General features: G+C 58.3%; 12 protein-coding genes and 1 tRNA gene. 2 read left to right on the top strand and 11 right to left on the bottom strand.

Annotation, left to right across the window (positions count from 1 at the left end):
• Positions 1 to 6: 6 nt before the first annotated feature.
• Complete coding sequence (ileS, locus tag NT131_04085) at positions 7 to 4167, top strand: isoleucine--tRNA ligase (protein MCX6650821.1); 4161 nt, start codon at positions 7 to 9, stop codon at positions 4165 to 4167.
• Here the strand turns inward: ileS and NT131_04090 are convergent.
• The 11 genes from NT131_04090 to NT131_04140 all read right to left on the bottom strand — a co-directional run bounded on the left by NT131_04090 (position 4162) and on the right by NT131_04140 (position 11836).
• Positions 4162 to 4935, bottom strand: a complete 774-nt coding sequence (locus NT131_04090; protein MCX6650822.1) for a DUF126 domain-containing protein — start codon at positions 4933 to 4935, stop codon at positions 4162 to 4164. The two genes, ileS and NT131_04090, sit on opposite strands and share 6 nt — an antisense overlap.
• Complete coding sequence (locus NT131_04095) at positions 4932 to 6098, bottom strand: aconitase X catalytic domain-containing protein (protein ID MCX6650823.1); 1167 nt, start codon at positions 6096 to 6098, stop codon at positions 4932 to 4934. Before NT131_04095 ends, NT131_04090 begins: the two co-directional genes overlap by 4 nt.
• 57 nt (positions 6099 to 6155) lie before the next feature.
• Positions 6156 to 6229: transfer RNA gene (locus NT131_04100), tRNA-Arg, on the bottom strand.
• Positions 6230 to 6301: 72 nt separating this feature from the next.
• Positions 6302 to 6493 carry a 30S ribosomal protein S27ae gene (locus tag NT131_04105; GenBank protein ID MCX6650824.1) on the bottom strand — a complete coding sequence of 64 codons (192 nt, stop codon included), beginning with the start codon at positions 6491 to 6493 and terminating at the stop codon, positions 6302 to 6304.
• A 9-nt stretch (positions 6494 to 6502) separates the two neighbouring features.
• Positions 6503 to 6811 (bottom strand): hypothetical protein, encoded by a 309-nt coding sequence (locus NT131_04110; GenBank protein ID MCX6650825.1) that lies wholly within the window; start codon positions 6809 to 6811, stop codon positions 6503 to 6505.
• Positions 6808 to 7365: a DUF359 domain-containing protein gene (locus NT131_04115; protein ID MCX6650826.1), complete on the bottom strand. Its 558-nt coding sequence runs from the start codon at positions 7363 to 7365 to the stop codon at positions 6808 to 6810. Before NT131_04115 ends, NT131_04110 begins: the two co-directional genes overlap by 4 nt.
• On the bottom strand, positions 7331 to 7516 hold the full coding sequence (locus tag NT131_04120) for a DNA-directed RNA polymerase subunit E (GenBank protein ID MCX6650827.1): 186 nt from the start codon (positions 7514 to 7516) through the stop codon (positions 7331 to 7333). Before NT131_04120 ends, NT131_04115 begins: the two co-directional genes overlap by 35 nt.
• Complete coding sequence (locus NT131_04125) at positions 7513 to 8076, bottom strand: DNA-directed RNA polymerase (GenBank protein ID MCX6650828.1); 564 nt, start codon at positions 8074 to 8076, stop codon at positions 7513 to 7515. Before NT131_04125 ends, NT131_04120 begins: the two co-directional genes overlap by 4 nt.
• A 115-nt stretch (positions 8077 to 8191) precedes the next feature.
• Positions 8192 to 10318, bottom strand: a complete 2127-nt coding sequence (locus NT131_04130) for a sodium-translocating pyrophosphatase (protein ID MCX6650829.1) — start codon at positions 10316 to 10318, stop codon at positions 8192 to 8194.
• 154 nt (positions 10319 to 10472) lie between these two features.
• Positions 10473 to 11174: a hypothetical protein gene (locus tag NT131_04135; protein ID MCX6650830.1), complete on the bottom strand. Its 702-nt coding sequence runs from the start codon at positions 11172 to 11174 to the stop codon at positions 10473 to 10475.
• A gap of 2 nt (positions 11175 to 11176) precedes the next feature.
• The gene (locus NT131_04140) at positions 11177 to 11836 is read right to left on the bottom strand and encodes a hypothetical protein (GenBank protein ID MCX6650831.1); all 660 of its coding nucleotides are present in this window, start codon (positions 11834 to 11836) and stop codon (positions 11177 to 11179) included.
• Positions 11837 to 11977: 141 nt separating this feature from the next.
• On the opposite strand from NT131_04140, the gene NT131_04145 reads away from it, so the two are divergent.
• Positions 11978 to 12700 (top strand): hypothetical protein, encoded by a 723-nt coding sequence (locus tag NT131_04145; GenBank protein MCX6650832.1) that lies wholly within the window; start codon positions 11978 to 11980, stop codon positions 12698 to 12700.
• Positions 12701 to 12709 lie beyond the last annotated feature (9 nt).

Consider the following 12709-nt stretch of genomic DNA (forward strand, 5'->3'; position numbering starts at 1 on the left):
ACGGCGATGATAAAGCAGGTCCAAGGTAGTTATAATCCAATTGAGCTTGAGAATGCGGTGCGAGCCCGTTGGGCCGAGACCGAGGCATATAAGAAGACCAAAGAGCTGAGGGCTGGTGGTCCGGACTTCTATTTCGTGGACGGACCACCGTACACCACTGGTTACATTCACATGGGCACGGCCATGAACAAGACCATCAAGGATCTGATGGTCCGGTTCAAACGGATGCAGAAGTTCAATGTTACCGATACTCCGGGCTACGACATGCACGGGCTGCCCATCGAGGTCAAGGTGGAGAAGTCCATCGGGGTCAAGAACAAGAAGGAGATCGAGGAGTACGGCATAGACCGGTTCGTTGGCATATGCAAGAACTTCGCCCTGGACTTCCAGAAGCAGATGAACGCCGACTTCAAGGAACTGGGCGTGTGGTTCGACTGGGACAAGCCGTACCTTACCATCACCCCGGGGTACATCGAGGCCGCCTGGTGGACGCTCAAGAGGGCCTACGACAAGGGACTGCTGGTCAGAGCCAGCCGCGTTCTTCCCGGATGCCCGCGCTGCGAGACGGCCCTGGCCGAAGCGGAGATCGATTACTGGGACGAGAAGGACCCCTCGATCTACGTCAAGTTCAAACTAAAGGACGACCCCAAGGTCTCGTTGCTCATCTGGACCACCACGCCCTGGACCCTGCCGGCCAATCTGGCCGTGGCCGCCCATCCCGACTTCGAATATGTCAAGGTGCGCTATCGTAGGATAGGGGAGACGGACACCGTCATCCTGCTCAAGGGAAGGGAGGAGGAAATCAAGGACCTGGGCGGCTGGGAGAAATACGAGCTGCTGCAGGTCATCCAGGGCGACGACCTGGTGGGCGTTGAGTACATCACTCCTTTCATCGATGAGGTGCCCTATCAGAATTCGGCCAGCGGCAAGTGGTTGCACAAGGTCATCCCCTCCAAGACGGTCGAGGCCACCAACACTGGCCTGGTGCACATAGCCCCGGGGCATGGCCCCGAGGACTTCGACCTGGGAAAGGAGTTCGGCCTGGAACCCTTCTGTCCAGTGGACGAGGCCGGGAACTTCACCCAATTGGTCGGGGAGAAGTACCAGGGAATGAACATCAAGAAGGCGAACCCCGAACTGCTCAAGGACCTGGAGGAGAAGGACCGCCTGTTCTTCAACGGGCTGATCGAGCACCGCTTCGGTCACTGCTGGAGATGCAAATCTCCAGTGCTCTTCCGCACTACCAGCCAATGGTTCCTGCGAGTGACGCAGGTCAAGAACCAGATGCTGGAGGAGATAGAAAAGGTTCGTTGGACCCCAGACTGGGCCGGGTCGTCCCGAGAGTACGACTGGACCGTCAACGCCCGGGACTGGTGCATATCCCGCCAGAGGTACTGGGGCATACCCATCCCCGTATGGTTGTGCCACTGCGGGGAGATGAAGGTCATCGGGATGGTGGACGAGCTCAAGGGGGCCGAAGGCTTCCGCGAGGACATGGAGCTCCACCGCCCCTGGATAGACGCGGTGAAGCTCACCTGCCCTAAATGCGGCGGGCAGATGAGCCGCGTGCCGGACGTCCTGGACGTCTGGTTCGATTCGGCGGTGGCCTCCTGGGCCCAGCTAGGGTTCCCGGGAAGAACGGACGCCTTCGAGAGGCTGTGGCCGGCCAAGTTCATCGTGGAGGCGCACGATCAGACCCGCGGCTGGTTCTATTCGCAGCTCGCCGCGGGCGTTATCGCCTTCGGACGCGCCCCTTACGAGTCAGTGCTAATGCACGGATGGATGCTGGACAGCCACGGGCTGCCCATGTCCAAGAGCCGGGGCAACGTGGTGGAGCCGGGCAAGGTCATCAAAGAGCACGGAGCCGACGCCCTGCGCTTCTACCTGATCAAGACCTCCGCCCCCTGGGACGACATACCCTTCCAGTTAGAAGGTGTCAAGAACGCCCGGAAGACCCTCAACGTGTTCTGGAATGTGGTCAACTTCGCCACCACCTACATGGCCATCGATAAGTTCGACCCCAAAATCGTAAGCCGGGAGGGAGTGCACGCCCATCTGCGCCAGGAGGACGTATGGCTGATCTCGCGCACCGAGAAGCTGAAGAACGAGGTCACCCGCCAGGTGAACGCCCTCGAGCTGCATAAGGCCGGAAGGGCCATCGAGGATTACATCCTGGACGACCTCTCCCGCTGGTACGTGAGGCTGATACGCGACCGCATGTGGAGCGAGGAAGGCGACTCCGGCAAACTGGCCGCCTACCGCACCTTGTACGATGCCATAATGGACACCACCCTGTTGCTGGCGCCGATCTGCCCCCATCTGGCCGAAGAGATCTACCAGTATATGGACGGCAGCAAGGTCAGCGTGCACATGATGGATTGGCCAGGCAGTGACCTGACCCGAGTGGACGAGCGGCTGGAGAAGACCATGTCCATGGTCCAGGAGATCGTGGACACGGTCACCCGCGAACGCCAGCTCAAGAACGTTAAGCTGCGCTGGCCCATGAAGAGGATCATAATCAAAGTGAACAACAACGACAGCCTGGCCGCCCTGCGGTCCATGGAGGACATACTCCTTTCCCAGTCCAACGTCAAGAAGGTGGAGTACGTGTCCGCGGGCGAGGAATGGTCCGAAACGGTCTTGAACGTCGTCCCCAACCCCCTGGCCATCGGCAAGGTCTATCGCCAGTGGGCCTCCAAGATAGCCGTGCTGCTGCAGAGCCGCCCGGCAACTATGATCAAGGAGAGCATGCAGCGCGGAGAGTACTCCCTCGGGATTGAGGGGCAGCTCATCAAGATCGAGCCGAACATGGTCTCCTTCAACATTTCATTGCCGAAGAACGTCTACGCCGCCACCTTCAGCGGGGGCGAGCTATACCTGGACTTCGAGGTCACCAGGGAGATAGAGGCCGAGGGCTTCGCCCGGGAGATAATCCGCCGGGTGCAGCAGACCCGCAAGGACATGAAGCTGGACGTAGAGGAGTTCGTCAAGGTGGAGGTCACCGCCGAGTCCAAGGTCTCCGAGTACCTGAAGATATGGAAGGCCCACATCATGAGCGAGGTGCGCTCCAAGTCCATGGAGATAGTACCAGAGGTCCACGGGGAGATGGTGGGCAAGTGGGAGATCGAAGGGGAGAAGGTGGACATCGGGGTCAGCTCCCTGAACCTGAAGGATGCGATAAAGGAGCTGACTATGATCCCGGGCATATCCTCAAAGGCCGCCGAGGCGCTGGTGGATGCCGGCGTGCGCAACGCTTCCGACCTCAAGCTGCTGACCGAGGAGCAGATAGAGGAACGAACCAAGCTGAGCAAGCCCGATGTGCGCAAGGTGTTGCATTACTTCGACCGTTCCACGGAGACCTGCAAGGCCGTTCCGGAAGCGGTGGGAAAGGTCCTGAGCAAACCGGAGCTGATGCCCTATCTCATGCGCATACCGCGCATGAACGAGCTGAAGGCCGAGATGCTCTACGATGCTGGCTACGATTCCATAGAAAAGCTGGAGAACGCCAACAAGGACGCTCTGAAGGGCGTGCCGGGCTTAGGCACCAAGACCATCGAGGAGATCACCAAGTACATCGGCGAGGGCGGTTTCCATCGCTGTTCCGTCTGCCCTAAGTGCGGAAGCGCCGTCACGGCGGCCGACCTGATCTGCCCATCATGTAATACCTCGCTGGTGGGCGAGGCAGAGGAAGAGACCGAGGCTACGACCAAAGTGCAGGGGCTCCAGGACGGATACAGCTACCTCATAAAGGACGACCGCTCCGACCGATCCTACCAGCTGTTCATGGACCAGGTCAAGAAGGGCAGCAAAGGTTACTGCGTGACCAGGAACTATCCCCTCAAGATACGAGGGAAATACGAGCTGGGCGACACGCCCATCATCTGGCTGAGCAACGTGGGCAAGGAGGACAGCCTGCGGCCCAAGGACCTCGAGAAGCTCAGCTATTCGTTAGAGCAGTTCCTGAGCAAGGGCAAGGGGGTGGTGTTGCTGGACGGGTTGGAGTACCTGATCACCAACAACAACTTCCTGACCGTGCTACGCTTCGTGCAATCTCTGCGGGACCAGGTGGCCATAAATAGCTCCATCATGCTGATGGTGCTGAACCCCTCCACCCTGGACGCCAACGAGCTGAACCTGCTGGAGAAAGAGGTGGACGGGACCTTATAGGCCGAGCGCTTCCAGCACCTTGCGGAAGCCGGGTACCGTGTCGTACTGCGGGAGCTGGTCCAGGTTCGCCCAGGTGCACTCGGTGTGCTCCCAGTCGAGGGTGACCTTCTCGTCCTCTACTTCGAATAGGAAAGGATATATGGTCCACAGATAGGCCCCGTCGCGCACGCGCAGCGCCTCCGTCCTCTTCTCGATGCGGGCGGTAGTGATGCATGTCTCTTCCATAACCTCTTTTAAGGCGGTCTCTTCCGGCTTCTCGCCGCGCTCGATATAACCGCTGACCGCGGCCCACTTCCCCTTGTTCGTGCCTACCTTCTGGCTGCGCTTTAGGATCAATATCTTCCCTTTACACCGAAGTACACAGGTGACCACCTTCTTCTCCACCAGGTCCATCATGTCCAAGGAATCTCCGTTGACCACGGCGCGGTCGCCCTCCCTGAGAATGGATATGTCCAATAAATCGATCATCGGGATGCCGGCCATGACCGCCCCGGTAGACACGATCGTCTCCGCCTGGGCATTGATTATCGCCGCGGGCAGGTGCCCGTTCTTCTTCAGGTCCATTATGGTATAGGAACCGACGGTCGAGCCTTTTCCGCAGGGGAACACAAGTATGCGTCCGTCGATGTTCTCCCCTTCCCGCCCGGAGGCGACGGTGAACAGACCGGTCACGGGGTCCACTCCTCCCAGGAAGCTGAACGGTTCGTTCATTACCATCATTCTTCCGATCGCTTTGCCGCTGAATATCACACGACCTTTAATCTTCACAAAATCATCTCCAGTAGTTCACGCTGAGAACCGCAGAAAACCTTCTGCGAGCATAGTCCGGGCAAGTAGGCACAGGCCTTCGCCGAATCGCTGGCGGTGACCTTATGCAGTCCTTCGATGGGCGCCACCACCATGCAGGTGTCGCACAGCACCTTCCCGAAACGCTCCAGGACCGCCCGTTCCTTCGGGCATCTTAGCCACACGCCTTTGGAGGTGCAGAACCACACCTCTACGTCGCCCTTCTTGACCTTCCCGTCCAGCTTGGCCGCCAGTTCCTTCATCTCTCTCTCCGAGAGGTGGGGGCAGCCTATGGCTATCAGGTCCGGTTTCGTTCCGGTGCGGAGCCGCTTTACCGTATCCTCCAGGTCCTGGCGGGTTACGCTGAGCGTGGGCAGCCCTGCCAGGGAGGCGGGCTGCTCGGGGGTGACCCCTTCCACCATGAACATGGCCACGGAACCGGAGGCGGCCATGGCCGCCGCCAGCGACTTCAGCCCATTGACGTCGTGGCCCAGGCCGCGGAAGAAAGGCACGCAGGCTCCGAGCTTCCTTCCCACGGTGTGCCCTACTATAGACCATTCGTCCTGGCCTATACCTTCCTCCACCTGCACCACGTGCGTGGCCTTCCGGTTCTGCTCCAAGTGCAGACCGTAGTTAGGCGTGCGACCGGTGATGGCCGCGGCCAGCGCTCCCGGCCCCCCTTCCCGGTTGGTACGAGCCCCGAGGACGGAGTTGGCAAAGGAGAGGGCGGAGGACTCCGCCCAGGCGATATGGTCGCCCACCTTGGGGCGATTGGTCAGCAGATAAGGGGTGCAGGTGCAGTTGATCTCCACTCCCATCTTCTCGTATAAGCTGATGATGTGCAGCTGCCTTTTGGCGAAATGCTCGCTGACCCCCATCTCTTTCCAGCGTTCCGTGTCCATTCCCATGGGATTGAGGGTGGTGGGCACGCATACCTTGGAATCCTTGGCCATCTCTTCAAGGAAATCGATCCCGCCCTCGCCTATGGTCTTGTACGAAACGCCAGAAAGATGCGCGGAGGTGATGGGGATGAGCCGGTCTGCCCTGTAGATCTTGCCGAGGGCCGCCAGCAGCTCCATGGCCTTCTGCTTGCCGCGCCCTTCCTTGCCGGCAAGCATGGACGTCTCTTCGGGGGTCAGTTGCATGATTTCCGAAAACAAGCTCGATGGATAAGTATGTAGTGGAAAATAGTAAAGGAAAGGCGGGCCTGTGGGGATTTGAACCCCAGTTCGAGGCTCCGGAGGCCTCAGTGATATCCAAGCTACACTACAGGCCCGTGGTCATTGGGAAGGTCCCACGACCTATCAACCTGTGACCCTCTTGGAGAGGGGAAGATCGAGGCTGACGTTCACTTCTTCTTGAACTCGGTGTAGCCGCACTTGCCGCAGGAGGTGCGGTCCTTGTGCTCGGCCAGGAATACACCCGGCCCGCATTTGGGGCAGCTCTTCTTGACCCGTTCCAGCTTGTCTCCCTTGATCTGGTAATAGTCCTTCTTGGCCGAGGGGGCACCCTTCTTGACTTCCTTCTTCTTCGCAGCCATGGTCACACCTTACTTCTTCTTGGCGGCTTTCTTCGGTTCCGCCAGCCCGTTACGGGCCTGGATGTAGTTCTTCTCGAACTTCTTGGCCGACTCGGCGCTGCCGTACACCTTGGCGTAGCCGACGCTCACGCTCAATCCGAACTCGGTCTCCATGTGGTCGATGACGACCTTGTCCTTGCTGACCGCAAGCGCTTCCGCCAGCTTGGCCTTCACATCGGCCCTCTTGGGGGAGCCCTCTCCGCGGTGGTCGGCCTTGAAGGACACTTCGGTGCGGTCCAGCAGGGCGTTGGGCTTCTTGCTCTCTATCTCGATCTTCACTTCAATTCCTCCATTGAGCGTATCAGTTCTTGCGCCGTGCGGTTCACTTTTTCGTTGGTGCGAACCAGCACCACTCCTTTTCTCGGGAGCCCGTATATCAGGCAGAAGCCGGCCGGGGCGATCGCGGCGCAGATCAGCGCGGCCAGGTCCTCCTCCCCGTTCACCAGGACCTTGACCTTCTCCTTGCTCTCAAGACCGTCCTTCATGGCCTTGACCAGCTGGGGGGTCATCAATCCTGGCGGGTTGTTCACCATTATCTCCGGTATCGACAGATGGTCGGCGGGGTGCTCGCCAGCATCCAGCTCCTTTCTCTCGTTGCGCCGGTCGTAAACGGTCAGATGGGGGATGACACCCTTGTTTATAAGGGTGGTGGAAACGACGTCCCCCACGCAGATTATCTTGCTGCATCCGGAAAGCCCGTCCAGGACATCCTCGCCCTGGAAAAGCTCCCCGAAAGGCATGCTAAGCTCCCTTCTCAGGTGGTCCGGCAACCTCCACCCCTTAGGAGGGACGGTCAGCTTAACGCACTTTGAGGGCGAACTTGCCGTTGACATTAATGCCCATCCTCTTGGCTATCTTGGACTTGGTGTGGTCGATTATGACCACGTAGCCCTGCCACTCCTTGGAGGTCTCCCCGCCGCAGAGCGGGCACTTGTCCTCCTCGGTGATGGCGGAGCAGGTTTTACATGCCTTGGTTACCTTCATTTCTCGGCCCCCTTCTTGGCCCGTTCCTCGGCTATCCATTCCAGCTTGCCCAGTCCGGGCTGCCTCATGGTCAGGCCGATCTTGCTCTCCCGCGGGTTCCTTTCATTGAACGAAAGGGTAACAATCCTTGTCCGCACCACGTCGCCGTTCTTCAGGTCGCGCTTGGTGTCCTTGCCAATCAGGCGCTGGCTGTTCTCGTCGATGTCGATGCGGTCATCCATGACCTGGCTGATGTGCAGCAGACCGTCGAGGGGGCCGAAGCGCACGAACGCCCCGAACTTGAGCACTTCGCAGACTGTGCCTTCCACGACCTCCTGGACCATGGGCCGGAAGATCAATGAGTCGAATTTGACCGTCTGGTACACCGCGCCGTCACCGTGCACGATGCGGCCTTCGCCGACGGTCTTGATATTCTTGATGATAACGGTGAGCGAGTCGTTGTTCTCGATGCGGCCTTCGTAAGCCTCCCTGGCCAGAACATTGACCACCTGGTTGACATCGTCCCCGAGCCGGTCCGGGGGGATGCGAACGACTCTCTCCCTCTGGGTCATCAGATACATGTTTAGTCCTCTTAACTACCTTGGCATAATAAAACTGTTATATAAAGATTGAGCCCCGAGCATATAAGCGTTGGGTATGCTGGATAAAAAAGAAAGGGATGGAAAAGGGTTTGTTTTAGGCCACGAACATGGTGGCGAACACCAGGGTTATGGTGGACAGCAGCTTAACCAGCACGTGCAGGGAAGGTCCGGCGGTGTCCTTGAACGGATCTCCGACGGTATCTCCGACCACACCTGCCGCATGCTGCGGAGTGCCCTTCAGGCCCTTGGCCTCGATGAACTTCTTGGCGTTGTCCCAGGCCCCTCCTCCGTTGTTGAAGAAGAGGGCCATGAGCACACCGGTGATGGTGGCGACCATCAGGAAGGCCCCAATGCCCATAATCGCCATGTCGCTTCCGAAGACGAACCTGTAGGTCAGCCCCAGAGCGACCGGCACGACCACCGGCAGGATGCCCGGGAGGATCATGGCCTTCAGGGCGCCCTTGGTGCTGATGTCCACGCACAAAGCGTAGTCCGGCTTCTCAGTTCCTGCCAGAATGCCGGGCCTCTCCCTGAACTGACGGCGCACTTCAGAGATCATATCTTGTGCGGCCTTGCCCACGGCGCTAATGGCCAGGGAGGAAAAGAGGAAGACTAGCATAGCACCTATCATGGCGGCGACGAACACGGCCGGCTGCATCAGGTCAACGTGGAAGTTTTGATAGAAGTCGACTATGTCCACACCCTGCAGGTTGGCGACCTTCTCGAAGAAGGCGCCGAACAGCAGGTAGGCGGCCAATGCGGCGGCTCCCATGGCGTATCCCTTGGTCAGGGCTTTGGTAGTGTTGCCGATGGCGTCCAAACGGTCGGTCCTCTCGCGTACCTCCTCAGGCTGGTGGGACATCTCGACGATGCCGCCGGCGTTGTCAGTGATCGGGCCGAAGGTGTCCTCGGCCAGAATGAAGGCGCATGTGGTCAGCATACCCATTGTGGCAGCGGCGGTCCCGTAGAGGCCGTAGATGAACTCATAGCTTCCTGTTGGAGCTATGCTCGCCCCCAGCTCGTAAGAGCTTATCAGGGCGACCGCGATAGCGATTATGGAGGCCGCGGTGGTCTCTAGACCGATGGAGATACCGGCGATGATGTTGGTAGCGGCGCCGGTCTCGGAGGCCTTGGCGATCTTCTTGACCGGGCGGTAATCTCCAGCAGTGTAGTACTGGGTGATGTAGACGATCACAATGCTGAGAGCGATACCAATCATTCCGCAATAGAAGAACACTATTTCCCCGCCCAGAAGCTGGTCTACGGCAACGTAGAACAATATCGCAGCAAGGACGCACGTGATGTAGTATCCGCGGTTGAGGGCCTTCATGGGCTCCTCGTCCTCGCTGCGCAGGCGAACGGTCATGATGCCGACAAGGCCGGCAAGCAGACCGAAGGCGCGAACGACCAGCGGGAACATGAACCAACCGACATTACCAGTGTAGGCAAAGATGGCCAGACCGAGTATCATGGCACCGATGTTCTCGGCTGCGGTGCTTTCGAACAGGTCAGCTCCACGACCGGCGCAGTCACCTACGTTATCGCCGACCAGGTCAGCGATGACGGCAGGGTTGCGGGGATCGTCCTCGGGTATGCCAGCTTCGACCTTACCCACAAGGTCGGCGCCCACATCAGCGGCCTTGGTATAAATACCGCCGCCTAGCTGGGCGAATAGCGCGGCGAAGGAAGCGCCAAAGGCGTATCCAACACCGAGGAATAACGCCTGGCTATAAGCGTCATAGGTCCCGGGGATCGCATCTACCAGATATCCCTGATAGAGATAGAAGACGCCGGCGACGCCCAACAGGCTCAAGGACACCACAGCGATGCCGGAGACGGCGCCGCCGCGAAAGGAGGTTGACAGCGCCTCGTTCATGGATCGCCTCGCGGCGCTCGCGGTCCTGATGTTCGCGTTCACAGACACGTACATTCCGATGTATCCAGACAGGGCAGAGAAGAAAGCCCCCATCAAGAACGCCATACCGGTCAACCAGTTTATCCCGATGGCGATCAGGACACCGAGGATGACACTGAATATGGCGATCGTCTTGTACTGTCTGGCCAAGTAAGCCATGGCACCCTCGCGGATAGCGTCACTTATGGCCTTCATCTCAGGAGTTCCTGTGTCCTTCTTGAGAATCGTCCACGTGAGATACCCGGCGAAGAGCAGACCTATCAGCCCTGCAATCGGTATCGTTAGGTACAGAGGATCGTCTAACATTACAAAGCCTCTTTAAATTCCAGCCTAAATACGGCTACCTATATAAATCGTTTAGGTAAAAATGCCCCACGAAAAACGCAGTCTGGCATCGAATATCTGCCATAAACGGCATATATATGCGTTTTCGATGGATTGCGTGATAATGGCTTCGATTTCAGAACCTCGCCTTTAGCACCACTATACCCTCCTTGCGGGAGATGTCGATGGAGTGCTTTCCGGTCAGGTGGTTCGTCCCGCGCATCTTCAGGACCTCCAGGTATTTGCGCCTGGCGCCTAGTTCCTCGGACAAGTGCAGAAGGACGATCCCGTCGACGGCGTAGGAGATCTCCGGAGGATAGAGCTCCCCGGGACGCACCTCACCGGTGACCACGGTGGTAGCGTTCCAGTTCTTCAGCCTATTGATCAAGTCGAAGAGGAACTGGCGATAACCGTCCTTGAACATCTCACCGACCACGGTGATGGGATCGATGACTATGCGCTGGGGCACGACCTCGGCGATGCGTGATTCGATGGCGTCCAGCAGCTTGCCGGAATCACCATCCCGTAAGATGTTGCCTAGGTCCTCATAAATAATCTGGTTGTCGAAATATTCCGGTCGCATGAACTCGAACTGGGAGGAGAATCGTAACATCCATTGAGTCGGTTCGCTGAGGGTGGTGAAGTATAGCCCCTGCTCTCCCCGCACCGCCCCTTCACAGAGGAAACGTAGGGCGAAGGTGGTCTTCCCAGTGCCGGCGGTGCCGGAGACCAGAATGACCGAAGGGAATGGAAAGCCTCCTTCGATCATCTCATCCAAGCCGGGTATGCCGGCAGGTATGCGCATCAGGTCCGTCCGCTCGAGCTTGATCTCTTCCATGGTCAGTAATCTCCTTTGATATTGTCGTTGGATATTTTCAAACGCGCCCTGTCCGAGGACATTGGAATATGCTCAGGGACCAACGCGATCTCCCTTCCCCCTAAGTCCTTGATCATATGAAACAGGGTGGGATTCCTTTCGTGGTCCACCAACAACGGTACCGTGACCTTCCCGCCGAGGGCGGAGATGAAATCGTTCAGGAATGATCGGACCGCTTGCTGGCTGTTGTAGGTTAAAAAAGTGGATAGGTTATCGATGACCGCGAAACCGCACTCCCCGAGGTCAATGCCCGGGCCTCCATCGGCTACAGACCAGTCCTTCAGGGCTTCGGGCAAGGTGTCAATGTTACGCGGCCCCCGGAAGAATCCCACCTTCACCGAAGCAGATTTGGAGTCGGCACTGAAACGGGCCACCGCATCCACGAAGGTGAGGCTGCGGCAATCGATCCCATGCATAGTGAGAAGATGCACCATGTACTGATGGGGGCGGTCCACGGAAATGAACAGCCCGGGTCGTCCCTCCTCCATAAGGGCCTTCAAGAGCACCAGCTCCACCTTGACGAACTGGGTGGTTGGGACGTCCATCACCATCAGGCCAGGGCTGAGGGGGGCGCCCAGCTGGGCCTTGATCTGCTCGAAGAGCAGCAGGTCCTTATCATTCATGTCCGGCCGATTCGGCTGGTAGCGTATTTAAGAGCTTGTCGCTGGATATCCTGAACGATATTGACAACGGTCAGACCGGTGCAGGTCTGGAGGACCCCTTTGGATTTTTATATGATTTAAGGCCATAAGGGACGGATTGCTTTGATTGGCGGTGACGCCCTCGGTCTGCTCCTGGTCTATGTCTATGTGGGCATCATGGTGGTTATAGCTACCAAATGGAAGTTCCTCAAGCGCAGGTCGTTCCACCGGAAGTTCATTCATATCATGATCGGGAACATCGCCCTGTTCTGGTGGGTGTTCGACACCAACTACGTCATGGCGTTGCTGGCCGCGGCCCCTTTCATACCTTTGCTCATACTGTTCTCGCGATACGACGACCGCAAGGAGCAGAAAGGCCTCGCCTCCAACCTGAAGGGCTCGGTGCTCTATTCGGCCTCCCACGACGGGCTCAGGTACGGACTGGTCTACTATGCCATATCCTGGACGCTGCTGGCGTTCTTCGCCTTCAACGACCTGGTCATCGCTTCGGTGGGCATCGTGTGCATGGCCTACGGGGACGGCATGGGCGGGCTGGTCGGAAGGACCTATGGAAAGCGCAAGATATACGGGAACAAGACCCTGGAAGGTACGGTCGCGGTATTCAGCTTCGCCACACTGACCATCTTCCTCATCATAAACTATTATAATTTCCTGTTCTCCGCCGGGCTCTACGGCACCAGGACCATAGCTCTGCCCCTCTCCGCCCTGGCCGCCTTAGGGCTTGGGGCGTATGTGGCGGTCGTAGAGCTTTACACCCCGGGGGAGTATGATAATATAGTGATCCCGCTGTCGACCGCATTGATATTGGCATTATCTGGGCTATGAGGTGAGCAG

Source organism: Methanomassiliicoccales archaeon (assembly GCA_026394395.1).
Lineage (GTDB): Archaea > Thermoplasmatota > Thermoplasmata > Methanomassiliicoccales > UBA472 > UBA472.

Coding starts and splice junctions, on each gene's coding strand:
- NT131_04125 (MCX6650828.1), bottom strand. CDS start 8,076: ATGTATCTGATGACCCAGAGGGAGAGAGTCGTTCGCATCCCCCCGGAC.
- ileS (MCX6650821.1), top strand. CDS start 7: ATGATAAAGCAGGTCCAAGGTAGTTATAATCCAATTGAGCTTGAGAAT.
- NT131_04105 (MCX6650824.1), bottom strand. CDS start 6,493: ATGGCTGCGAAGAAGAAGGAAGTCAAGAAGGGTGCCCCCTCGGCCAAG.
- NT131_04095 (MCX6650823.1), bottom strand. CDS start 6,098: ATGCAACTGACCCCCGAAGAGACGTCCATGCTTGCCGGCAAGGAAGGG.
- NT131_04140 (MCX6650831.1), bottom strand. CDS start 11,836: ATGAATGATAAGGACCTGCTGCTCTTCGAGCAGATCAAGGCCCAGCTG.
- NT131_04130 (MCX6650829.1), bottom strand. CDS start 10,318: ATGTTAGACGATCCTCTGTACCTAACGATACCGATTGCAGGGCTGATA.
- NT131_04115 (MCX6650826.1), bottom strand. CDS start 7,365: ATGTCAACGGCAAGTTCGCCCTCAAAGTGCGTTAAGCTGACCGTCCCT.
- NT131_04120 (MCX6650827.1), bottom strand. CDS start 7,516: ATGAAGGTAACCAAGGCATGTAAAACCTGCTCCGCCATCACCGAGGAG.
- NT131_04135 (MCX6650830.1), bottom strand. CDS start 11,174: ATGGAAGAGATCAAGCTCGAGCGGACGGACCTGATGCGCATACCTGCC.